The organism is Pseudoxanthomonas sp. GW835-FHT14C01, assembly GCF_058793715.1.
Genome location: NZ_JBXAGB010000002.1, coordinates 500832 through 520949 on the forward strand (window position 1 = coordinate 500832; position 20118 = coordinate 520949).

Consider the following 20118-nt stretch of genomic DNA (forward strand, 5'->3'; position numbering starts at 1 on the left):
TCACGGCGTGCGCGCCATCAGGGCCTGCATCTTCAGGTAGACACCGTTGCTCCAGCCGAAGCCGATGACGTTCTCGCTGTAGCCGGCGGTGACCTTCACGTCGGCATCGCCGGTGGCCATGTTGTATTTCTCGCGGATCGTGCCGTCGTGCGCCAGGCTGCGGTCGATGGTGGCGGTGAACTTGCCGGCAATCCGCACGGCATCGTCATGGAACCCGTAGGCATCCAGCCCCGCAACGGACAGCCAGTTGGTCGGTGCCCACCCGAACGGCGCGTCCCACTGCGCACCGCTGGCATCCAGGCTCATCGCCAGGCCGCCCTTCAGCTCGAAGGCGGCGACGTGACGCCGCAGTGCGCGCGCCTGGTCCGGCGACGCGGCGCCGGCCCACAGCGGATAGAACGTGGTGATGTAGGGGGCACGCGCCGGCTGGCCCGCGACCACGTCGTAGTCCAGATACAGGCCGGCCCCCGCGTTCCACAGGTGCCGGTCCATCGCGGTCTTCCGCGCCTTCGCCATCGTGGCGAAGCGTGCAGCGTCGTCGCGCAGGTCCATGCGTTCGGCAAGCGCCTGCAAGGTGGTCTCGTAGCGGTAGAGCAGGCTGTTGAGGCAGACCGGGGCGTAGTGGTGCGTCGATCCCGCGTACGGACCGAAGTGGAAATTCACGTCGAACCCCGATTCGCGCATGGCGCGATCACCGAGATAGAAATCCCTGCTCAGCCGGTGGCCCTGCGCCCACGCATCCGCGCACACCTTCGACGAGGCCACGTCGCAGCTGCTCCCGCGCAGGCGCGCGGCTTCCGCGTCGTCGGGGTGTTCGGACGCTTCCACCAGATAGCCGGGGTCGCGTCCAGGGTGCGCCAGCAGCCATGCAATCACGCCACGCAGGTAATCGGCGTCGCGCATTTCCAGCACGGGTCCGTGCCCGTAGTCGAAATAGCGCGCCAGCACGGTGTCGCCCGCGCGGTGTTCCGGGCGCAGCCAGACCGCATGGTCGCGGACGGCCAGCGGATACGCCTTCGCGAGCCAGGCCCGCGCCTCGGCGGGTGTGTCGAAGCTGGACGGTTCATCCAGTACCGCGCGGACCATCTCGCCGAGGAACGGCGGTTGCGAGCGTGTCAGGTAGTACGTGCGATTGGCGTTGAGCACGCCCCCGTAGTGCTCCACCTCGAAGAGCATGTTGTCCACCATGTCGCGCGCCAGTCGGGCGCGGCCATCGGCCAGCAGGCCGAGCACGATGAAATAACTGTCCCAGCCGTACATTTCGTTGAAGAAGCCGCCCGGCACGACGTAGGGGCGCGGGAGGTACAGCAGGCCCTGCCGCGGCAGCGTGGTCGGGTCCAGGTGGCCGATCCGTTCCACCGCCGCCGTCAGGTGGCGTACTTCGACGTTGCAGCGCTTGCCGATCGCCTCCACGCGCGGGTCGTGCAGCTCGGCCGGCAGGTACAGCACCGGCCGGTCGTGGATTTTCTCGTCGCCGAACGAAGAGCAGTCCTCCATCGAACGCGTCAGCGTCGTCCACGCCTGGGTGATGTAGGCGCGCGTGCGTGCAGGATCCGGCTCGGCGGCGAAGCAGGGCAGGGCGGTCGTCGCCAGGACGGCGATGGCGAGGGGGCGCAACGAACGGTGCATGAACGGTCTCCTCCGGGGGGCGCCTGGATAATATGGGCGAAGCCGGACGGTCGCACGCCGCGACGCCGCGGCAGCGACGAGACGATGGCATGACCCTCGACAACCCCTTCTGGTCCGCGCTCGATTCGATCCATCGCGACGTCGCACTCCGCGCCGGCGGGGTCGCGCGCTATCCCGCGGCCTATGCCCCGTTCCTGGGTGTGGCGTCGGCGGAGGTGCCGGTGGGCCATGCGCTCGATGCGCTGGTCGCGTCGGGCGAGTCGGTGTACCTGATCGGGGTTGCGCCCACGCCGCCCACGGGCTGGACGCTGCAGGCCTTCCGTCCGCTGGCGCAGATGGTGTGCGATGAACCGCTGGCGGTCGATGCCGGTCCCGACATCGTCCCGCTCGGCGAGGCGCAGCGCGATGAGGTGCTGGCGCTGACGGCGCTCGTCTATCCGCATTACTTCCGTGAGCGGACGATGGAACTGGGGCGCTACTTCGGTATTTACGAGCGCGGACGGCTGGCGGCGATGATCGGCGAGCGCATGGGCAGTGCGGGCACCCGCGAGATGAGCGCCATCTGCACGCATCCGGATTTCACCGGCCGCGGTTACGCGCGTCGGCTCACCGCCTGGTTGACCAACGACACCTTGGCCCGCGGCGTGCAGCCGTTCCTGCACGTCAGCCACGAGAATCCGCGCGCGAAAACGCTCTACGAGCAACTGGGTTACCGGGTGCGGCGCGACATCGGTTTCTGGTCGCTGAAGCGCATGGTCCCGTGACGGGCGCGCGCCGGTACGTGCAGTTTCGTGAAGCGGATTTGACACACGACTGCGCGCGCACGGCTAAGGTCGCCGCTGACCTTCATGGAGCGCCCGGATGATCGAGATCCTGGACAGCCCGCCGTACGTCGCCGCCTACCGCTTCGCCGACGAATTGAGAGGCACGGACTACGACACCTGCATCACCGACCTCGAATCGCGCCTCGCGCGTTTCCCGCGCATCGCCGTGGTCAGCGACATCAGCGACCTGCACGGCCTGGCGGTGGAGGTGATCGGCAAGGACCTGCGCTATGCGCTGTCGAAGCGCGGCGAGTACGACCGCTTCGTGCGCGCCGCCGTGGTCACCGACAAGCGCTGGCTAGTCGCGGTGACGGCGTTGGCGGATCGGGTGATGCCGCATACCGAGATGCGCACCTTCGCGCAGGAGGAGCTGAAGCTGGCGTTGTCGTGGGCGGCGGAGCTCGATCCGGCCGTGCCGGCTTCCTGATCCCTCAGGGGAACAGCGCCCCGCTGAGCGCGGCCAGCGTTATCCCCAGCCCCATGAACGCCAGGCGGTGCAGCAGCGAAAAAGGGGCGGGCGCGCGGTGCATGGTGCCATCCAATCCTGAGAGGCGCGAACGCGCCGTGAAGCCCTGTGCCGGTTTGAACGCCGCGACCGCAAAGGACCGGCCAGCGGGCATCGGCCGGCGATCGGACCCTCGTTCAGATCGCCATCGCTGCCCGACGCCGGCCGGGACTGCGTCTCTTGCGCGACTGCGATGGCGTCCGGCCTTCCATCACCAGCGCATCATCGGCAGCGGCGAGAGCGGATGGCGGTAAAGGCGTCGCAGCGTCAGCGATGCCAGCCGGCGATGGAAGCCGGCATTGGGGAACGCGGCCATGACGGCATGTACGGCGCCTGCGGGCAAGCCGAAGCGGAGTGCGCCCCGGCTCACGTCGATCCAGTCCGCGCGCCGGAACACCTCCACGCTGGCACGTGCATCCGGCGGCATGCGCCGGATCCTGTGATGGTGGTCGATCATCGCGTCCACTTCGTCCTGCCATCCCGACTTGCCGATCGCCTGCAGATGGTTCCGCGCCAGCGCGCACGATGGCGGCAGATAGTCGAACGTGCCCGCCGTCCAGATACCGAGATCGTGGAACGCCACCGCGATGCAGAGCTTCTCCCGTACCTCCGCGTCGCCGGGCGCCAGGAGCCAGTAGAAGTTCGCCACCCGGTACGCGTGGTGGCGGTAGCCGGGCGCATCGCCTCCGAGTTGCGGGGCGTGGACATCCAGCAGCGCATCCAGCGTGGGCAGCGACGTCAGCATGGCCGCTGCACCCGGGGGGTCATGTCGCGGGATGGGCCAGCTGTACCCGCCCGCGACGCAGCGCGCGCACCTGCAGGACCATGCCGACCAGGAACACGAGGAAGGTCGCGCCCACCAGCGCCTGCAGCAGCGGATCCTGCGGGCCCGACACCAGCGGCGCGCCGATCGGCACGCGCGTCAGCGTCTCGGTGAAACCGGGGATGAAGTGGAAGTACACCGTCAGCGTGAACGCCAGCGAGGCCAAGACATGCCGCCACGATCCCAGCACCGCGTTGCGGCCCAGCAGCACCGCGATGGCGAGCACGATCAGGGTCAGGACGGTCAGGCCATGCGCTTCGCTGAGCTTGCCGGTCCGCATCAGGAAAAAGCTGGTCGCGCAGGTGGCGACGGTGAACCAGGTATAGGTCTTGCCCAGCGACGTTGCATAGCGGATGTCGTGATGGCGCAGCAGCGCGTACAGGCCGCCCGACAGCGAGACCAGGCTGAGGGCGGTGTGGAACCAGCCGAACGGGGTGATGTTGAGCATGGGATGTTCCTCAAGGGGCAGGCGGTGGCGGATCGGGAAGATCGAACTGCATGAGGTTCCAGCGGGTCACGTCCTCCTCCCACTCGTCGCCGGCGGCAGGCGTGAGGGGCAGGGCGAGGTTGGCAACGATCATCCTGCGGCCGTGCACGACGGAGGCGGCAGGAAACAGCAGGCCACGCGGTGAGCCGTCCGCCGCTACCCCGAGGAAATCGCCCGCGCGCTGGCGCACACGGCCGCGCTCGTCGAGCGCGACCAGCGTGTCGATCTGGTTCGCCGACACCCACAGCAGTCCCCGGTGGAACACCAGACCGTCGGCGCCGTAGACGCCATCGGCCAGTACATCGATGGCGCCATCGGACATGCGTCGCCGCAGCACGCGGCCATCGCCGGCGTTGTTGATGTACAGGATCGATTCGTCCGCGTTGAACGCCAGTCCGTTCGCGCCGAACGGCAGCGCGCCGGTGGTCGCCAGCAGCGGATCGCGGGCGAGGACCTCGACACGGCACGGCGCGCAGGTCGCGACGTCGGCGATGCGGTAGATCGCGCCCTGGAACGAATCCGACACGTACAGCGTCCCTGTGCGGTCGAAGACCAGGCCGTTGATCGCCGGGAATCCTTTTGCACCGAAGTCGATCACGTCCTCGCTGCCATCCGGATTGGCGATGCGTCGCGATGGCGGGGCGGGTGGCGCCAGGGCGGAGAACGTCGCGACGTCCTCGATGGGCGTATCGGCGGTGAACGCCGCATCGATCCGCTGCAGCTTCGATGCACCGAAGTTCAGCACGTACAGCTTGCCCTTGAAGAATCCGACGCCGGTCAGCGGCGTTGCGCCGACGCTGCGCTGCGCCAGCAGCCGGCTTTGGGCATCGAAACGCAGCAACTGGTTGTTGCGCGCCAGCGCCGGTTCGCGTGCGTCGAAGGTGCCGACGTACACCTCGCCGCCGGCCGGGTCGACGGCCAGACTTTCCGGATGCCGCACGTCGTCAGGCAGGGTCGCGAACGGCGTCACCGGACGGCGCGCCATCTCGCCGGCCTGCACGGGAGCGCAGGCCAACACGCCTGCGACGCACAGGGCGGAAAGGAGGCGACCGGGCATGCTGGACTCCAGCGGCGAGGCAGGCTGCACGCTGGCATACCCCCGACGACCGGGCTTGTATCGGCGTGCGGGTCGCGCCTGTTCCGGACGCGCGAACGCCGGCGCGAGGCCGGCGTCCCTGGTGTCGCGGGGCGGAAGGGATCAGCGGTTGTCGATGCTCCAGCCGCCGGCGCCGCGCGCGGCCAGGGTGATGAAGCCGCCGGCGATGGCGATGTTCTTCAGGAACATGATCTGCTGGATCGGGTCGCCCAGGTTGTTGTGGAACAGCAGCGCACTGGCGATCGAGAAGGCGGCCAGCAGGCTGGCGACGACGCGCGTGCGGTAGCCGGCGACGATGGCCAGGCCGCCGATCACTTCCAGTGCGATGACCAGCGGCAGCAGGGCGCCGGGAACACCGACGGATTCCATGTAGCCGACGGTGCCGGCATAGGCGGCGAGCTTGCCGAGGCCGGAGATGAGGAAGAGGGAGGCGAGCAGGCCGCGACCGGCAAGGTCGGCGGCGCCCTGCAGGGCGGGAATGCGGGGGGCGATCGGGGTAGCGGTGACGGTGGACATGATGGACTCCGTGGAATCGAGGTGGGTGTGGCGGGTACGGAGCGCACGATAGGCCGTCGCCCTGCATCCCGGAAGCCTATATATTTCGATGAAACCTATCGTCTGGAGCGATACATGCTCGACGCCGTCACCCTCGACCAGTTGCGCACCTTCATCGCGGCGGCGGAGCAGGGCAGCTTTTCCGCCGCCGGACGCACGCTGCGGCGCGCGCAGTCCGTGGTCAGCCAGACCCTCGCCAACCTCGAACTGCAACTCGGCGTGACGCTGTTCGACCGCAGCGGGCGTTATCCGCAACTCACCGATGCAGGCCGCGCGCTGCTGGTGGACGCGCGCGCGGTGGCCGAGCACATGGACACCTTCAAGGCGCGCGCCCGCAGCGTCGCCGAGGGCCTGGAACCCGAACTGTCGGTGGCGGTCGACGTGATGTTCCCGATGTCGGCGTTGACGCGTGCCGCCGCGCACAGCGGCACCGCGTTCCCGCATACGCCGCTGCGGTTGTACGTCGAAGTGCTGGGCGGTGTGATCCAGCCGGTGCTGGAGGGCGCCTGCGGACTGGGCGTCGTCGCCTCGCTGCCGGAACTGCCCGACACGCTGGCGGTGGAACCGCTGCTGTCGGTGCCTTTCGTCACCGTCGTCGCGCCGTCGCATGCCATGGCCGCCGTCCGCGGCGCCGTGCCGACGAAAATGCTGGTCAGGCACGTGCAACTGGTGCTCACCGATCGCACCCCGCTGACCGCCGGCCGCGATTTCGCGGTGCAGTCGCCGCTGACGTGGCGTCTGGCGGATCTGGGTGCGAAGCATGCGTTCCTGCGCGCCGGATTGGGCTGGGGCAACATGCCGCTGCATATCGTCGAAGAAGACCTTGCCGCCGGACGCCTGAAGCGCCTGCGCCTCGCTGACGCCGATCCGCGCTACGCGCAGATGCCGATGCGCGCGGTGTACCGCAAGGACACGCCGCCGGGTCCCGCCGGCCGCGCCTTCCTCGCGCAGCTGCGCGACGGCCAGGGCTAGTCCGTCAGCGTATTCATGCGGGTGAAAGCGCGTCGACATCGCTGACCGTGTACGACGCACTGTCAACGCCGGCGCGTGCAGCGCGTTGGAACCTGGGTCGATCCCACGGAGCCTCCCATGACCCGACGCGAAGCCGTCAGCGCCGCCAACCGCTTCGGACTGGGCGCGCGCCCGGGCACGCTGGACCGCATCGACGATCCACGCGCCTGGTTGCAGACGCAGCTGCGTGCGCCTCCCGCGGTCGCGCCGGCATCGCTCCCGTCCAGCGCCGACTATCTGCAGGCGGAATACGAGTATCTGCGCGATCGCCGTGAGGCGCGCCCGGCCGGCACGCCCAACGACGCGGCGATGGGTTTCCGCGAACGCTTCGGCCGGCAGCAGCAGGCCGAACTCGGCTGGCGCTATCGCCAGGCGGTGGTGACCGAACAGGATTTCGTCGAACGGCTGGTGCGGTTCTGGTCGAACCATTTCGCCGTCTCCGTCGACAAGCGCACCGCGACGCTCTACGCCGCACCGATGGAACGCGAAGCCATCCGTCCGCACGCCACCGGCAGCTTCGCCGACCTGCTGCTGGCGGTCGAACAGCATCCGGCGATGCTCCGCTATCTGGACAACGTGCGTTCGGTCGGCGAGCAGTCGCGGCTGGCCGAGCGGCAGCGCCGTCGTGCGCAGGGCGAGGCCGTGCCGCGTGCCGGCCTCAACGAAAACCTCGCCCGCGAGATCCTGGAACTGCATACGCTCGGTGTCGACGGGGGCTACACCCAGGATGATGTGCGCGAACTCGCGCGCGCGATCACCGGCTGGAGCGTGCCGGCGCCGCGCGAACGGCAGGGCGCTGCCGGCACCATGTTCCAGTTCCGCGCGAATGCGCACGAGGCCGGCCCGCGCCAGGTGCTCGGTCGTCGCTACGCCGCCGATGGCGAAGCGCAGGGCCGCGCCATCCTGCGCGACCTGGCCGTGCATCCGGCCACCGCGCGGCATGTCTGCGGCAAGCTGGCGCGGCATTTCATCCGCGATACGCCGCCGCCGGCGGTGATCGAACGCATGACGGCCGCGTGGCAGCGCAGCGGCGGTGCGTTGCGGCCGGTGTATACGGCACTGATCGACAGCGACGCGGCGTGGTCGGCCGACGCACGCAAGCTGAAGACGCCGGACGACTTCGTCGTGTCGACGCTGCGCAGCACCGGCACGACGACCGTCGCGCAACCGCGCGTGGTGGCGGGATTGCTGGGCCGGCTCGGGCAACCGCCGTTCACGCCGCGCTCGCCGGAAGGCTTCGCCGATGCGGCGGACGACTGGAGCGGTGCCGATGCGGTGTGGAAGCGCATCCAGGCCGCGCAGTCGCTGGCCGAAACCGCCGCGGGCGAAGACCCCGATCCGCTGCGTACCGCGGCGGTCGTGTTCGGCGATGCGCTCGATGCCGACACACTGGCCGCGTTGCGGCGTGCGGAATCGCCGCGCGAAGGGCTCGCCCTGTTGTTCGCCAGTCCCGCCTTCCAGTGGAGGACCTGACCATGTCGATCAGCCGACGCCATTTCCTCGCCGCCGGTGCGGCCGCCACCACGCTCAGCCTGTGGCCGCGCTTCGCGCAGGCGGCGGGCGGCGACGACACGCGCCTGCTGATCGTGCTGCTGCGCGGCGGACTGGATGGTCTGCACGCGGTGATTCCCAACGGCGATCCGCAGCATGCCGCGTTGCGCGGCCGCCTTGCGGTCGCCGGTGCGCGCCGGCTGGATGCGGATTTCACCCTGCATCCGGCGCTCGCCTTCAGCCATCAGCTGTACGCGCGGCGCGAATGGTTGCCGGTGCTCGCAGTGGCGCCGCCATACCGGCAGCGCTCGCACTTCGAGGCGCAGGACAATCTGGAGAACGGCACGGCGGCTACCGGCGGCGCAGCGAACGGTTGGCTCAACCGCTGCGTGGCCGCGCTGCCTGCCTCGCGCGCGCTGTCGGTCAGCACGGTGATGCCGCTGATCCTGCGTGGTCCCGCCGAGGCGACGACGTGGTCGCCACCGCTGCCGGACGACGTCAACCCGATCCTGCTGCAACGCCTGCAGACGCTGTACGCCGTTGACGCGCAACTGGCGCATCCGTTCGAACAGGCCGTCGCCGCGCAGGGCATGCAGGCCGGCGGCAACGTGGCGCGGCTGCCGCAGGCGATGGCGGCGGCGGCGAGGTTCATGGCCGCCGCCGACGGTCCGCGCATCGGCTTCGTCGAGAACACCGGCTGGGATACGCATGCACAGCAGGGACCGGTGCTGGCGCGCAAGCTGGCCGAACTCGACCAGGGCCTCAAGCAGTTCCACGACGACATCGGCGCGGCGTGGTCGCGCACGGTGGTGATGGTGGTCACCGAGTTCGGCCGCACCGCGGCGGTCAACGGCACCGGCGGCACCGATCACGGCACCGGCACGCTGGCGATGCTGGCCGGCGGCGCGGTGGCGGGCGGGCGCATCGCCGGCGACTGGCCGGGCCTGGCGCCCACGCAGCTCAACGATGGCCGTGACCTGCGCGCGACCACTGACCTGCGCAGTGTGTTCAAGGGCGTGGTGGGCGATCACCTCGGCATCGCGCGTGCCACGCTCGATGCTCGCGTATTCCCCGACAGCGGCGGCGTGGCCGCGACGAGGGATCTGCTGCGCGGGTGAACCTCAGCCGATGGCATGCCGCAGTTCGCCGCGCGCCAGCGTGGTGGCCTCGTCGACTTCCATCGGTCGGCCGAAGAAGTAACCCTGCATCTCGTCGCAGCCCATCTGCTGCAGCGCGTGCATCTGCTCGGACGTCTCCACGCCCTCGGCGATCGTGCGCAAGCCCATCTCGTGCGCCAGCACGAGGATGGTGCGTGCGATGGCGCGGTCGGTGCTCTCCGTCGCGATGCCGTCGACGAAGCTGCGGTCGATCTTGATGATGTCCAGCGGCAGGCGCTGCAGGTAGGCCATGCTGGAGTAGCCGGTACCGAAATCGTCCAGCGCCAGCCGCACGCCGAGCGCATGCAGCGTCTGCAGCATCTGCTGCGCCGCGCCCATGTCTTCGACCAGCACGCTTTCCGTCAGCTCCAGCGTCAGCGCATCCGCCGGCAGCTCATGGCGCTGCAGGCAGTCGGCGATCCACGGCGCCAGCGTGGGCTGGCCGAGCTGGCTGGGCGACAGGTTCACCGCCATGCCCAGCGTGCGCAGGCCCATGCCGCGCCAGCGCGCCAGTTGCTGGCAGGCCTGTTCGAGCACGAAGTGGCCGATGTCCTCCATCAGCCCCGCGCTCTCCGCCAGCGGAATGAACACCGACGGTGGCACGTCGCCCCAGGCCGGATGCCGCCAGCGCGCCAGCGCCTCGAAACCGATGAGTTGCGCGGTATCGCCGGCGACCACCGGCTGGTAGGCGAGCCGCAGTTGGCCGCGCGCGACCGCCTCGCGCAGTGCGGTGACGCGGCTCAGGCGATCGTTGGCTTCCTGCTGCGTACTCGCCGACGGCAGGCGCACCTGGTTGCGGCCGGCGCGCTTGGCCAGGTGGCGCGCGTCGTCGGCGCTGCGCAGCAACGTCTGCAGGTCGGCGCCGTGTTCGGGCGAATGTGCCAAGCCGATGCTGGCGGTGACGGTGAAGGAGGGATGCGTCGAGTACAGCGCGATCGGCTGGCCCACCGCGCGGCGGATGTCTTCGGCCAGCCGGGTGAGCTGGTCGATGTCGATGTCGGCGAAGTGCGCCAGGAAGCCTTCGCCGCCATAGCGGTACACGCTGCCCTGGCCGTCGCAGGCCGCGAGGATGCGCTGGCCCATGCGCCGCAGCACTTCGTCGCCGCCATCGTGGCCGAACGAATCGTTGACCATGCCGAACCCGTCCAGGTCGACGAACGCCAGGCCATGGCCGTAGGCCGACGGCGCCGCGACCCGTTCGGTGATCAGGCTGGCCTGGGCCGAGAAACGGGGCAGGCCGGTCGCACTGTCCATCGCGGCGGCGTCGTTGAGCCGGCGCTGCGCATCCAGCCGGCGTTCGGTTTCCAGCAGCAGCGAGCGCGCGGTCTCCGCGGCCTCCGACGAGCGTCGCCGGGAGATGTCCAGCAGGAACAGCACCAGCGCGAGCAGCAGGCCGCTGCTGAGGCCGCCGACCACGAGCGCGCGCGGCAGCGTGAACGACGTGAGCGCGGGGGGCGCCCACAGTTCCAGTTGCACATCATGGCCGGGCAGCGCGACATGCTCCACCGACAGCGGGGTGCCCTGCGGTTGCCCCTGGATCACCGTGGGCATGCCGGCCGCGGTGGCGCGCACCGAGCGGTCCGACAGCACGGCCTTGCTCAGCGTCCGGACGAAATCGTCCAGCGCGATGAAACCCTGCGTGCGGCGCCCGGTGGTATCGACGGTGAGCCACCAGCCCCCCACCACCGGCTGCAGGTGGCCGGCCGCCGCCACCGGCATGGGCGGCGAGGGCGCGACCGGCGCGTCGAAGCCGGGCTGTACCCAACGGAACTCGTGGCCTTCGCCGACGCTGCGCACGACGCGGAAGCCGGCGAAGGCGCCGACCATGTCGTCCACGTAATGATCGAACAGGTCTTCGGCCGCCTCGGGCGTGGCGGCGGTCAACGAGGCGGACAGTTGGCGCAGCGCGCTGCGGCGCAGCTCGATGCCGCGCAGGAAGGTCGGCGTGGTGGTGGCGGTCTGCGTCTTCATGACGTTGCGCGCCATCGCATCGCGATCGCCGGACGCCGCCGTCCAGTACAGCCCGCCCAACACCAGTGCGGCGGCCATCGGCAGCACGCCGAACATGCGCTCGCGCAGCGAGTTCTCGCCGGCCACCGCCAGCGCCAGGCCCAGCGCCACCAGCTGCGCCGACGCGGTCAGCGATATCTGGTAGATCGACAGGCCTTCGCGGTGGTAGGGCAGCTGGATCAGCAGGCCCAGCGTGGCCATGCCGGCGACCGACGCCATCGCGATGCCGAGACCGCGGGTGATGCCCCAGCGCAGGCTTTCCCACCGTTGCAGCGACTGCGGCAGTACGGCCACCGCGATCCATGCCGTCAGCACGCCGTAATCGGTGTAGCCGCCGATCAGCGGCAGGGTCGGCAGCCAGCCCAGCCGGTGCAGCAGCGCATTGACCGGGGTGGTGATGCCGCCCAGCGTCTGCAGCAGCGTGAACAGCAAGGGCACCGTGACCAGGGCCAGCACGATCCACGCCGCGCGCTCCTGCTCGCGCTGCCGCAGCAACAGGGCCAGAGCGACGCCGGCGACGCACAGGGTGGACATCGGCCGCATCGGCGGGAAGTCCACGCCCATCTTGCCGACCAGGCTGCCGGGGACGTGCCAGCCGACCAGCGCGATCACCGCGAATGCCAGGACGAAGGCGACCAGCTCGGTGCTGGTGTCCAGCGTGCGTCCATCGCGCAGCGACGGCGTGTACACCAGCAGGAACATCGCCAGCGCCGACAGCGACAGCGCCCAGCCGATTTCCGGGACGCTGCGGCCGGCCTGCAGCGCGCCCAGCACCGGCTGCATGGCGAGGAGCAGCAGCGCAGCGGCGAAGACGCGCATGACGAATTCCGGCCAGAATCCGCGCCAGACCCTCGTCCAGGCGATCACGGTCGCGGCGACGAGCACCAGGCACGTGCCCAGCGCATGGAACTGCCACAGGTGCAGCAGAAGCAGGACGCTCAGCAGGCCCGCCACCGCCAAGCGCACCGGGCGCTGCGTGCTGCGCCACGTGGCGATCGCCACCAGCACACCGACCACCGGCACGCTGTCATCGAGGAAATGGCCGCTGCCGGCATCCACCAGAGTGAGCGTGGCGGCCAACAGCCAGGCGAACCCGGCTGCAAAGCGCTGCGCCCATTGGACGGGCCGCCAAAGGTCCTGGTGTATTGCCAATGCGTTCCCCTGCGGAGCCGACGCTCCGTGTGACTGTGATACCCAAATCACCGGCCAGCCGCAAGCACGCCCGCCCTTGTTCAGGAAGCGCGGGGGCCCTTGTCTGCCGGGAAGCCGCCGGCAGGCACGAAATGCGTGTAGCCGGTCGGCGTTGATGTGGCGGGGGACGCGCGCAGAGGCTGCGCTAGAGTGGCCTCCACCTCTCGTTGGAAGGACTGCCATGCTGATCGAAGTGAAGATGCTCGCCTGGTCCGTCGCCCTGGGTCTGGTCCATGTGCTGCTGGGCGCGGCCTTCACTACCCGGCAGCGGGGCGTGAAGTGGAACGTCGGTGCGCGCGATGCCACGCTGCCGCCACTGACCGGTGTCGCCGCGCGGATGGATCGGGCCCTGCGCAACTTCCTGGAGACGTTCCCGTTCTTCGCTGCCGCCGTGCTCGCCGTCGTGGTGCTGGAGCGCGGCGACGCCGCCACGGCGCTGGGCGCGCAATGCTATTTCTGGGCGAGGCTCGCCTACGTGCCGGTGTATGCGGCAGGCATTCCCTACCTGCGCACCGTGATCTGGGGCATTTCCCTGTGGGGGCTGCTGCAGGTGCTGTGGGCCTTGCTGTGATGCCCGTGCGCGACACGGGTTCATCGCAGGGTGGGTCGGCATGCCGGGTTTGACCCTAGACTAGGCCGCTCCCCTTCCTGCCATGCCGTCCCCGGCTGGCGTCGTGCCGTGATCGACCGGATGCTGTCCCGCAACTCCCCCTTCGCCTTCGCTGCGCTGCTGATTGCCGTCCTGCTGGCCGCCTGCGGTCCGGCCACTCCCGAAGGTGCGGCCGATGCGATGGCCCAAGCGTCGCCAGCGCTCGCGGACACGCCGGCCAGGCAGGCCGAACGGGGCGATGGTGCCGTGTCGACCGGGCCGTTGGCGTCGCCGCCGGAAGCCGCGCCCCCGCGGGAAATGACAACCGACTGGCCGGTGTCGAAAGTGACCTCCGGCCAGGCCTGGGTCAGCTGCCAGGCCGAGTACAACACCGAAGAGGGCGACGGCGCCGCGCTCGAATCGCTCGCGTTCTTCAGCGTGGTGGACGCACTGTCGCCCTGCCAGAAGGGTGGGGTGCTGCGCTTGCGCTACCAGGGCAAGATCGCCGCCGATTTCACCGATCTGGTCGCGCGCGTGGCCGACATCGCCGGCCGCATGGGCATCCACAAGCGCATCCTCGACCTCGACTCCGCCGGCGGACAGGTCGAGGACGCGATCAAGGCCGGCGACGTCATCGGGGCCGGCGGCTGGACCATCTGGGTGCGCGAGGGCTCGGTCTGCCACAGTGCCTGCGTATTCGTGCTGGGCGCCGGCGACAACCGCCTGATCTCCGGCAAGGTGGGCGTGCACCGCATCATCCGCATGAGTTCCACCGCCACCACCCGCGCCGAACTCAACGAGGAACTGCGCGGCGTCTACGGCCGCGTGAAGGACTACCTGGAACGCAACGGCGTGGCGGTGGCGGTCGCCGACCTGATGATGACCGTGCCCAACCGCCGCCTGCGCCTGCTCAGCAAGGACGAGCTGCAGGAGTACGGCCTGGATGGCACCAACGCCGCACAGGACGACCTCGACCGCCTGCAGCTGATGCGCCGTTGCGGCGACGACTTCGTCATGCGTCGCGACGCCTTCATGCGCAGCTTCGACAGCACGTGCAAGAAGTCGGGCGCGGGGCTGGACGACATGCAGGCCTGCGGCCTGGAACTGCGCACGCAGTTCGGTTTCCCGGACATCAAATGCCCGGCGGACAGCCCGCTGTCCGAGTTCGATCGCATGGCCGACAGCGACGACACGCCGGTGTTGCCCGAGGACACGTCGGGGACATCGCCCTAGGGAGAGCCGGGCCGGACGGGCGTGTAGCGCACCCTGTTGCCTTCTCCCCTTGTGGGAGAAGGTGGCGCGCAGCGCTGGATGAGGGGATGCGAGGGCAACAGCGCTTCATCCGCTTCCGGCACCCTCTCCCCGTTGCACGGGGAAGGGAACAGCAGGTGGCATGCCTCTACCGATGCACGCCGTTGTCAGTCCTGCGCACCGCGCACCCGGACCTCGGCGTCGTCGATCTGCACCACCTGCCCGGCGCGGATCTTGGCGGTCTTGCGCAGCTCCACCGCGCCGTCCACCGTCACCGCGCCGCTGGCCACGATGGCCTTGCCCTGGCCGCCACTGTCGGCGATGCCGACCAGTTTCAGCAGCTGGTTGAGTTCCACGTAGTCGTGGCCGGCGTCCAGATCGAAGTCGATGCGTTGCATGCGCGCAGTGTAAGCCAGCCGGCCGTCATTCCTTTTCGAAATGCGCGATCTCGGCCAGCAGCGTGCGGCCGCGACGGACGCCCGCGCTTTCCTCCCAGCTACGGTCCACGCCCGGATGGCGATGGCGGTGCCAGTACACGGCCGCGACCGTGCCGATGAAGCCTGTGATGCTGATGAAGAAGCTCCAGGCGATCCACGGCGGCGTACCCGCGTGCGGGTCCACCGGACCCAGTCCGGCCAGCCCGACCACGACCAGCAGCCACATGATCCACCAAGGCGCACCGCAGACCATGGAGTTGATCCCGTAGAAGCGCTGCAGCAGGGCGAAGCGCTTCTGGATCTTCAGCACCGGTGCCGTGTAATCGATCGTGCCGATCAGGCTCATGGTGATGAACGCCATGACCATCGTGATCACGCCGAACGCATGCAGCGCGATGCCGGTGGCGAACAGGCCGGGTACCTCCGTGTTGCGGCCCCAGCACGCCACGCCCAGCACCAGCAGGCTGGCGCCCAGCACGGCCTGCAGCGCCTGCGCCCAGAACAGCGCGCGCACGGTGGATCGCACGCCATCGAGCTTGCGGTCGCGCAGCAGGTGCCACTGGATGGCTTCCTGTCGTTCCAGGCGTTGACCCAGCGCGTGCCAGGCGGCTTTCAGTTCATCCGGTTCCATGTGAGGGCTCCGTGGTCGGTGTTCATCAGAGTTCGTCGCGCAGACGCTGCTTCAGCCGGCTGATCTTGGTGGCGACGTTGGTTTCGCTCAGGCCGAGCACATCGGCCATCTCGCGGTAGCTGTGGTCTTCCAGGTAGAGCAGCAACAGCGCGCGGTCGAGCGGCGGCTGGGCCTGGATGAAGCGGTACAGCAGGTCGACCTGCTGGCGGCCTTCGTGGTCGTGCGCGTGAGGATCGGCCAGGTCGTGGTGGTCCTCGCTCCACGCTTCGGACGACGGCGCGCGCGTCCGGCTGCGAACCTGCGAGATCGCCACGTTCAGTGCGATCCGGTACATCCAGGTGGCGAAGGGGCGGCCGCTGTCGTAGGACGGCCACGCGCGCCACAGCTGCGCGGCGATCTCCTGCATCAGGTCGTCGCGGTCGTCGGGGTGCCAGGCGTAGGTGCCGGCCACCTTGGCGAAGATGCCGCGGTGCTGTTGCAGCAGTCGCGGGAACTCCGTGCCGGCGTCGGTCTCCGTGAAGCGGTTCATGATCGTGATCGATTCCATCCCGGCACCCGTGGATTGTGCGGTCTGGCAGGTGATTCGCCGGGACGCCGGGAAAATCACGCCCGCAGGCCGTCCGATCGTGCTGCAACGCGACAGGAGGCCCCCGAAGGCGCACAATATGCGGCTCGGCGTGCGGCTCCGCGACGCCCCGGAGTGTCCGCATGTCTACCGAATCCCCCTTGTCCGCCCCCCTGTTGTTCGCCGATCTCGGCCTGCCGGCGCCCGTCATGGCCGCCGTCACGGCGGTGGGCTACGAGACCCCGTCGCCGATCCAGGCGGCCACCATCCCGGCCATGCTGGCCGGCCGCGACGTGCTGGGCACGGCCCAGACCGGTACTGGCAAGACGGCCGCGTTCGCGCTGCCGGTGCTGGCCAACATCAACCCGAGCGCCGGCAGTCCGCAGGCGCTGGTGCTGGCGCCCACCCGCGAACTGGCCATCCAGGTGGCCGAGGCGTTCCAGAAGTACGCCGGCAGGATCCCCGGCTTCCACGTGCTGCCGATCTACGGCGGGCAGAGCTACTACCCGCAGCTGCAGGCGTTGAAGCGCGGCGTGCATGTCGTCGTCGGCACGCCGGGCCGCGTCATCGATCATCTCGAGCGCGGCTCGCTCGATCTGTCCGGCCTGACCACGCTGGTGCTGGACGAAGCCGACGAGATGCTGCGCATGGGTTTCATCGACGACGTCGAGACGGTGCTGAAGAAGACGCCGGAAACCCGCCAGGTGGCGCTGTTCTCCGCGACCATGCCGCCGGCCATCCGCCGCATCGCGCAGACCTACCTGAAGGATCCGGTGGAGGTGAACATCGCCTCCAAGACCACCACCTCGGCCAACATCCGCCAGCGCTACTGGTGGGTCAGCGGCATGCACAAGCTGGATGCGCTGACCCGCATCCTGGAAGTCGAGCCGTTCGACGGCATGATCGTGTTCGCCCGCACCAAGGCGGCGACCGAGGAGCTGGCCGACAAGCTGCAGGCCCGCGGCCTGGCCGCCGCGGCGATCAACGGCGACATGCAGCAGGCGGCGCGCGAGAAGACCATCCAGCAGCTCAAGGACGGTAAGCTCGACATCCTGGTCGCCACCGACGTGGCCGCGCGCGGCTTGGACGTGGAGCGCATCAGCCACGTGCTGAACTACGACATTCCGTACGACACCGAAAGCTACGTGCACCGCATCGGCCGTACCGGCCGTGCCGGCCGCGCCGGCGACGCGATCCTGTTCGTCACCCCGCGCGAGAAGGGCATGCTGCGGTCGATCGAGCGCGCCACGCGCCAGCCGATCGAAGAGATGCAGCTGCCCAGCGTCGAGGCGGTCAACGACCGGCGCGTGGAGAAGTTCCTGGCGCGCATCACCGACACGCTGGCGTCGGGCAAGGCGGGCGAGTTCCGTGCGCTGATCGAACGCTACGAACGCGAGCAGAACGTGCCGGCGGTCGACATCGCCGCCGCGCTGGCGCAGCTGGTGCAGGGCGATACGCCGCTGCTGCTGTCGCAGGAGCGCACGCCGCGCGAACAGCGTCCGGCCCGCAGCGAAACCTACGGCAACGCGCCGCGCCGCGAGCGCGACGACCGTCCCCGTCGCGACGATAGCCAGGGCGAACGTCCCGCGCGCAGTTTCGACAAGCCCGAGCGTTCGCGCATCGAGCGCCCCGACACTGATCGGCCGCGCGCCGACAAGCCGCCGCGCGGCGACAAGCCGGACGTGGGCATGGAGACCTACCGCATCGAGGTGGGCCATGCGCATGGCGTGAAGCCGGCCAACATCGTCGGCGCGATCGCCAACGAAGCGGGGCTGGAAAGCCGCTACATCGGCCGCATCGACATCCAGCACGACCACACCACGCTCGACCTGCCGGAAGGCATGCCGCGCGAAGTGCTGATGCACCTGAAGAAGGTCTGGGTGTCCGGCCAGCAGCTGCGCATCCACAAGCCGGGCGAGGGCGGCGGTGCCGGTGCGGGCGCCGCACCGCCGCGCAAGTTCGGTGGACCGGGCAAGGGCAAGCCGCGCGGCGACAAGCCGTTCGGCGCGGGCAAGCCGCACCGCAAGGGGCCGCCGCGCGAGTGACCGGGTGACGTCCACCGGCGTCAGCGCGCCGGGAGACAAGGGACGCCGACGCAACCGCGTCGGGCGTGGCATGGAAATTGCATTTCGTAGACGTAAGCCAGCGCACCGGAGGTCGGGAAGCGGCGACGTACCGGAGTGTCAGTGAAGCGGAGCAGGGGGCGAATCGTCGGGATCATGGGGTGGCTGTGGCTGCTCGTGGCCCTGTCGTGCCCGGCGCTGGCCGCTCCGCAGCAGGGGCGCGACTACCTGGTGACGGGCGCGCCCACGTCCGAACAGGCCCCGCAGCGTCACTGCACGCCCGAAATGCAGGCGGAACTGACCGAACGCGTCGAGATTCCCGCGCCGCCCGCCGGCTGGTCGGGCGCGCCGCAGGCGATCAACGTGTTCAACATCTTCGCCGGCGAAGTGCGCGTGCACCACGGCGACCGCGAGATCTGTGGGCGCATGCACGATGCGCGCACGCGCGACTCGCGGTTCCGCGCCGGCGTGGGCATGGTGGTGGTGCCTCCGGCGGGCAATCGCGAGCCGATCCAGGTCGCGTGGGAAAAGCCGCTCAAGCCGGGCTGGATCCCGACGGTGCGCATCGGCGCGCCGAGTCCGGTACAGCAGTTCGATACCGCGCGCCTGCTGGTGCGCACGGCCTGCGTGGCCATCGCCATCGCGCTGGCCTTCATGGCACTGATGGGTTTCCTGAGCACCCGCGATCGCGTCTTCCTCGGTTACGCACTGCTGTGCGCGTTGAGCGTGCTGGGGCAGTCGGTGCTCAGCGGCTTGAGCGGCTATCCGGAGCCGTGGCTGCCGGTGGATGGACAGGAAAGCCGTTGGCTGGTGGCGTTCTCGTGCCTGGGACTGCCGGTGCTGCTGTACGTGATGTGGCTGCTGGTCGGTGGCGCACGCCTCTGGCCGACGACGCAGCGCTGGCTGCCGTGGTTCACCGCCGGTCTCTGCGCGCTGGGCGTGGCGACGGTGTGGCTGCCGACCGCCGGCCTGTCGCAACTGGCCACGGCGATGGACAGCGGCTTCGTGATGGGATGCGTGGTGGTGTTCGCACTGGGACTGGCCTTGCTGCGCCGCCATCGCGCCGACGCCGTGCCGGCGATGGCCGCGGTGCTTCCGTTCCTGGCGATGGCGGCGATGGACCTGGCCGACAACCGCCTGCTGATCGAGTACCGGGTGGAAGCGATCCAGCTTTCGATCACCTGGTTCCTGACTGTCAGCGCCTACGTGCTGAACCTGCGGCTGGGGCAGCTGCGCCGCCAGCGCGACGAGATGCGCGCACTCGCCGATACCGATGAGCTGACCGGCCTGCCGAACCGGCGCGCCGGCCTGAAGCGGCTGGAGCAGCACATGCGCGAGGCGCGTGCCGTCGATGACGCGCTGGCGGTGGGCTTCTTGGACATCGACCTGTTCAAGCGCATCAACGACGTGCACGGGCACGCGGCGGGCGACCGCGTGCTGGTCGCTGTCGCGGCGACGTTGACCTCGGCGGTGCGCGATCCGGCGGACGTCATCCGCATGGGCGGCGAGGAGTTCCTGGTGCTGCTGCCCGGCATCGGGGGCGCGACCGCGCGCGCGCGCCTTGAGGCCATGCGCAACCAGGTGAGCGCGGCCGGTGCGGGACTGGGTATCGATGGGCTCACCGTCACCGCCAGCATCGGCCTGGACACCCTGGTGCAGGAGGATACGGACGCCGCCTCACTGCTGCGGCGCGCCGACGAGGCCATGTACCGGGCCAAGCGCGCGGGACGCGACCGCGTCGTGGATGCCGAAGCGCAGGACGTCGCGCTCTGACGCGGCACATTCGCGCGCGGGCGTCCGCTG

19 protein-coding genes are annotated in these 20118 nt (G+C 69.7%); 9 read left to right on the forward strand and 10 right to left on the reverse strand.

Going from position 1 to position 20118, the window contains the following annotated elements; all coding sequences use genetic code 11:
• On the reverse strand, positions 1 to 1629 hold the full coding sequence (locus AC1Q5B_RS08995; protein ID WP_492631342.1) for a trehalase family glycosidase: 1629 nt from the start codon (positions 1627 to 1629) through the stop codon (positions 1 to 3).
• Positions 1630 to 1718: 89 nt separating this feature from the next.
• Here AC1Q5B_RS08995 and AC1Q5B_RS09000 point away from each other — a divergent pair, with 89 nt between their 5' ends.
• The gene (locus AC1Q5B_RS09000) at positions 1719 to 2393 is read left to right on the forward strand and encodes a GNAT family N-acetyltransferase (RefSeq protein ID WP_492631343.1); all 675 of its coding nucleotides are present in this window, start codon (positions 1719 to 1721) and stop codon (positions 2391 to 2393) included.
• Positions 2394 to 2490: 97 nt separating this feature from the next.
• Complete coding sequence (locus tag AC1Q5B_RS09005) at positions 2491 to 2880, forward strand: SpoIIAA family protein (protein ID WP_492631344.1); 390 nt, start codon at positions 2491 to 2493, stop codon at positions 2878 to 2880.
• Positions 2881 to 2884: 4 nt separating this feature from the next.
• Here AC1Q5B_RS09005 and AC1Q5B_RS09010 read toward each other — a convergent pair whose 3' ends face one another.
• From AC1Q5B_RS09010 to AC1Q5B_RS09030, 5 genes are all read right to left on the reverse strand, one after another.
• Positions 2885 to 3073, reverse strand: a complete 189-nt coding sequence (locus AC1Q5B_RS09010; protein ID WP_492631345.1) for a hypothetical protein — start codon at positions 3071 to 3073, stop codon at positions 2885 to 2887.
• A 96-nt stretch (positions 3074 to 3169) separates the two neighbouring features.
• Positions 3170 to 3703: a hypothetical protein gene (locus AC1Q5B_RS09015; RefSeq protein WP_492631346.1), complete on the reverse strand. Its 534-nt coding sequence runs from the start codon at positions 3701 to 3703 to the stop codon at positions 3170 to 3172.
• Between the two features lie 19 nt (positions 3704 to 3722).
• Positions 3723 to 4229, reverse strand: coding sequence for a hypothetical protein (locus AC1Q5B_RS09020; RefSeq protein ID WP_492631347.1), 507 nt, complete (start codon positions 4227 to 4229; stop codon positions 3723 to 3725).
• A gap of 10 nt (positions 4230 to 4239) precedes the next feature.
• Entirely contained in the window at positions 4240 to 5325 is a 1086-nt protein-coding gene (locus AC1Q5B_RS09025; protein WP_492631348.1) for an SMP-30/gluconolactonase/LRE family protein, read from the reverse strand.
• A 141-nt stretch (positions 5326 to 5466) separates the two neighbouring features.
• Positions 5467 to 5880 (reverse strand): DoxX family protein, encoded by a 414-nt coding sequence (locus AC1Q5B_RS09030; protein ID WP_492631349.1) that lies wholly within the window; start codon positions 5878 to 5880, stop codon positions 5467 to 5469.
• Between the two features lie 114 nt (positions 5881 to 5994).
• On the opposite strand from AC1Q5B_RS09030, the gene AC1Q5B_RS09035 reads away from it, so the two are divergent.
• From AC1Q5B_RS09035 to AC1Q5B_RS09045, 3 genes are all read left to right on the forward strand, one after another.
• Positions 5995 to 6891, forward strand: a complete 897-nt coding sequence (locus AC1Q5B_RS09035; protein ID WP_492631350.1) for a LysR family transcriptional regulator — start codon at positions 5995 to 5997, stop codon at positions 6889 to 6891.
• Between the two features lie 117 nt (positions 6892 to 7008).
• On the forward strand, positions 7009 to 8403 hold the full coding sequence (locus AC1Q5B_RS09040) for a DUF1800 domain-containing protein (protein WP_492631351.1): 1395 nt from the start codon (positions 7009 to 7011) through the stop codon (positions 8401 to 8403).
• Positions 8404 to 8405: 2 nt separating this feature from the next.
• The gene (locus tag AC1Q5B_RS09045; RefSeq protein WP_492631352.1) at positions 8406 to 9539 is read left to right on the forward strand and encodes a DUF1501 domain-containing protein; all 1134 of its coding nucleotides are present in this window, start codon (positions 8406 to 8408) and stop codon (positions 9537 to 9539) included.
• Between the two features lie 3 nt (positions 9540 to 9542).
• On the opposite strand, the gene AC1Q5B_RS09050 is transcribed toward AC1Q5B_RS09045, so the two are convergent.
• Positions 9543 to 12740 carry a putative bifunctional diguanylate cyclase/phosphodiesterase gene (locus AC1Q5B_RS09050; RefSeq protein WP_492631353.1) on the reverse strand — a complete coding sequence of 1066 codons (3198 nt, stop codon included), beginning with the start codon at positions 12738 to 12740 and terminating at the stop codon, positions 9543 to 9545.
• A 220-nt stretch (positions 12741 to 12960) separates the two neighbouring features.
• Between AC1Q5B_RS09050 and AC1Q5B_RS09055 the strand changes: the two genes are divergently transcribed.
• Both AC1Q5B_RS09055 and AC1Q5B_RS09060 read left to right on the forward strand, forming a co-directional pair.
• Positions 12961 to 13350, forward strand: coding sequence for an MAPEG family protein (locus tag AC1Q5B_RS09055; RefSeq protein ID WP_492631354.1), 390 nt, complete (start codon positions 12961 to 12963; stop codon positions 13348 to 13350).
• A 120-nt stretch (positions 13351 to 13470) separates the two neighbouring features.
• Entirely contained in the window at positions 13471 to 14601 is a 1131-nt protein-coding gene (locus AC1Q5B_RS09060; RefSeq protein ID WP_492631355.1) for a COG3904 family protein, read from the forward strand.
• Between the two features lie 185 nt (positions 14602 to 14786).
• Here AC1Q5B_RS09060 and AC1Q5B_RS09065 read toward each other — a convergent pair whose 3' ends face one another.
• The 3 genes from AC1Q5B_RS09065 to AC1Q5B_RS09075 are packed head-to-tail and all read right to left on the reverse strand — an operon-like array spanning position 14787 to position 16216.
• Complete coding sequence (locus AC1Q5B_RS09065; protein WP_492631356.1) at positions 14787 to 15017, reverse strand: RNA-binding S4 domain-containing protein; 231 nt, start codon at positions 15015 to 15017, stop codon at positions 14787 to 14789.
• 25 nt (positions 15018 to 15042) lie between these two features.
• The gene (locus AC1Q5B_RS09070; RefSeq protein WP_492631357.1) at positions 15043 to 15687 is read right to left on the reverse strand and encodes a hypothetical protein; all 645 of its coding nucleotides are present in this window, start codon (positions 15685 to 15687) and stop codon (positions 15043 to 15045) included.
• Between the two features lie 25 nt (positions 15688 to 15712).
• Positions 15713 to 16216, reverse strand: a complete 504-nt coding sequence (locus AC1Q5B_RS09075; protein WP_492631358.1) for an RNA polymerase sigma factor — start codon at positions 16214 to 16216, stop codon at positions 15713 to 15715.
• A 179-nt stretch (positions 16217 to 16395) separates the two neighbouring features.
• On the opposite strand from AC1Q5B_RS09075, the gene AC1Q5B_RS09080 reads away from it, so the two are divergent.
• A complete protein-coding gene (locus tag AC1Q5B_RS09080; RefSeq protein ID WP_492631359.1) occupies positions 16396 to 18297 on the forward strand; it encodes a DEAD/DEAH box helicase in 1902 nt (633 codons plus the stop codon).
• A gap of 174 nt (positions 18298 to 18471) precedes the next feature.
• Positions 18472 to 20088 (forward strand): sensor domain-containing diguanylate cyclase, encoded by a 1617-nt coding sequence (locus AC1Q5B_RS09085; protein ID WP_492631360.1) that lies wholly within the window; start codon positions 18472 to 18474, stop codon positions 20086 to 20088.
• The last annotated feature ends 30 nt before the right edge of the window (positions 20089 to 20118 follow it).

Bases quoted from the DNA above. Each gene is read 5' to 3' on its own strand.
- AC1Q5B_RS08995 (WP_492631342.1), bottom strand. From the start codon at position 1,629: ATGCACCGTTCGTTGCGCCCCCTCGCCATCGCCGTCCTGGCGACGACC.
- AC1Q5B_RS09000 (WP_492631343.1), top strand. From the start codon at position 1,719: ATGACCCTCGACAACCCCTTCTGGTCCGCGCTCGATTCGATCCATCGC.
- AC1Q5B_RS09005 (WP_492631344.1), top strand. From the start codon at position 2,491: ATGATCGAGATCCTGGACAGCCCGCCGTACGTCGCCGCCTACCGCTTC.
- AC1Q5B_RS09010 (WP_492631345.1), bottom strand. From the start codon at position 3,073: ATGCCCGCTGGCCGGTCCTTTGCGGTCGCGGCGTTCAAACCGGCACAG.
- AC1Q5B_RS09015 (WP_492631346.1), bottom strand. From the start codon at position 3,703: ATGCTGACGTCGCTGCCCACGCTGGATGCGCTGCTGGATGTCCACGCC.
- AC1Q5B_RS09020 (WP_492631347.1), bottom strand. From the start codon at position 4,229: ATGCTCAACATCACCCCGTTCGGCTGGTTCCACACCGCCCTCAGCCTG.
- AC1Q5B_RS09025 (WP_492631348.1), bottom strand. From the start codon at position 5,325: ATGCCCGGTCGCCTCCTTTCCGCCCTGTGCGTCGCAGGCGTGTTGGCC.
- AC1Q5B_RS09030 (WP_492631349.1), bottom strand. From the start codon at position 5,880: ATGTCCACCGTCACCGCTACCCCGATCGCCCCCCGCATTCCCGCCCTG.
- AC1Q5B_RS09035 (WP_492631350.1), top strand. From the start codon at position 5,995: ATGCTCGACGCCGTCACCCTCGACCAGTTGCGCACCTTCATCGCGGCG.
- AC1Q5B_RS09040 (WP_492631351.1), top strand. From the start codon at position 7,009: ATGACCCGACGCGAAGCCGTCAGCGCCGCCAACCGCTTCGGACTGGGC.
- AC1Q5B_RS09045 (WP_492631352.1), top strand. From the start codon at position 8,406: ATGTCGATCAGCCGACGCCATTTCCTCGCCGCCGGTGCGGCCGCCACC.
- AC1Q5B_RS09055 (WP_492631354.1), top strand. From the start codon at position 12,961: ATGCTGATCGAAGTGAAGATGCTCGCCTGGTCCGTCGCCCTGGGTCTG.
- AC1Q5B_RS09060 (WP_492631355.1), top strand. From the start codon at position 13,471: ATGCTGTCCCGCAACTCCCCCTTCGCCTTCGCTGCGCTGCTGATTGCC.
- AC1Q5B_RS09065 (WP_492631356.1), bottom strand. From the start codon at position 15,017: ATGCAACGCATCGACTTCGATCTGGACGCCGGCCACGACTACGTGGAA.
- AC1Q5B_RS09070 (WP_492631357.1), bottom strand. From the start codon at position 15,687: ATGGAACCGGATGAACTGAAAGCCGCCTGGCACGCGCTGGGTCAACGC.
- AC1Q5B_RS09075 (WP_492631358.1), bottom strand. From the start codon at position 16,216: ATGAACCGCTTCACGGAGACCGACGCCGGCACGGAGTTCCCGCGACTG.
- AC1Q5B_RS09080 (WP_492631359.1), top strand. From the start codon at position 16,396: ATGTCTACCGAATCCCCCTTGTCCGCCCCCCTGTTGTTCGCCGATCTC.
- AC1Q5B_RS09085 (WP_492631360.1), top strand. From the start codon at position 18,472: ATGGGGTGGCTGTGGCTGCTCGTGGCCCTGTCGTGCCCGGCGCTGGCC.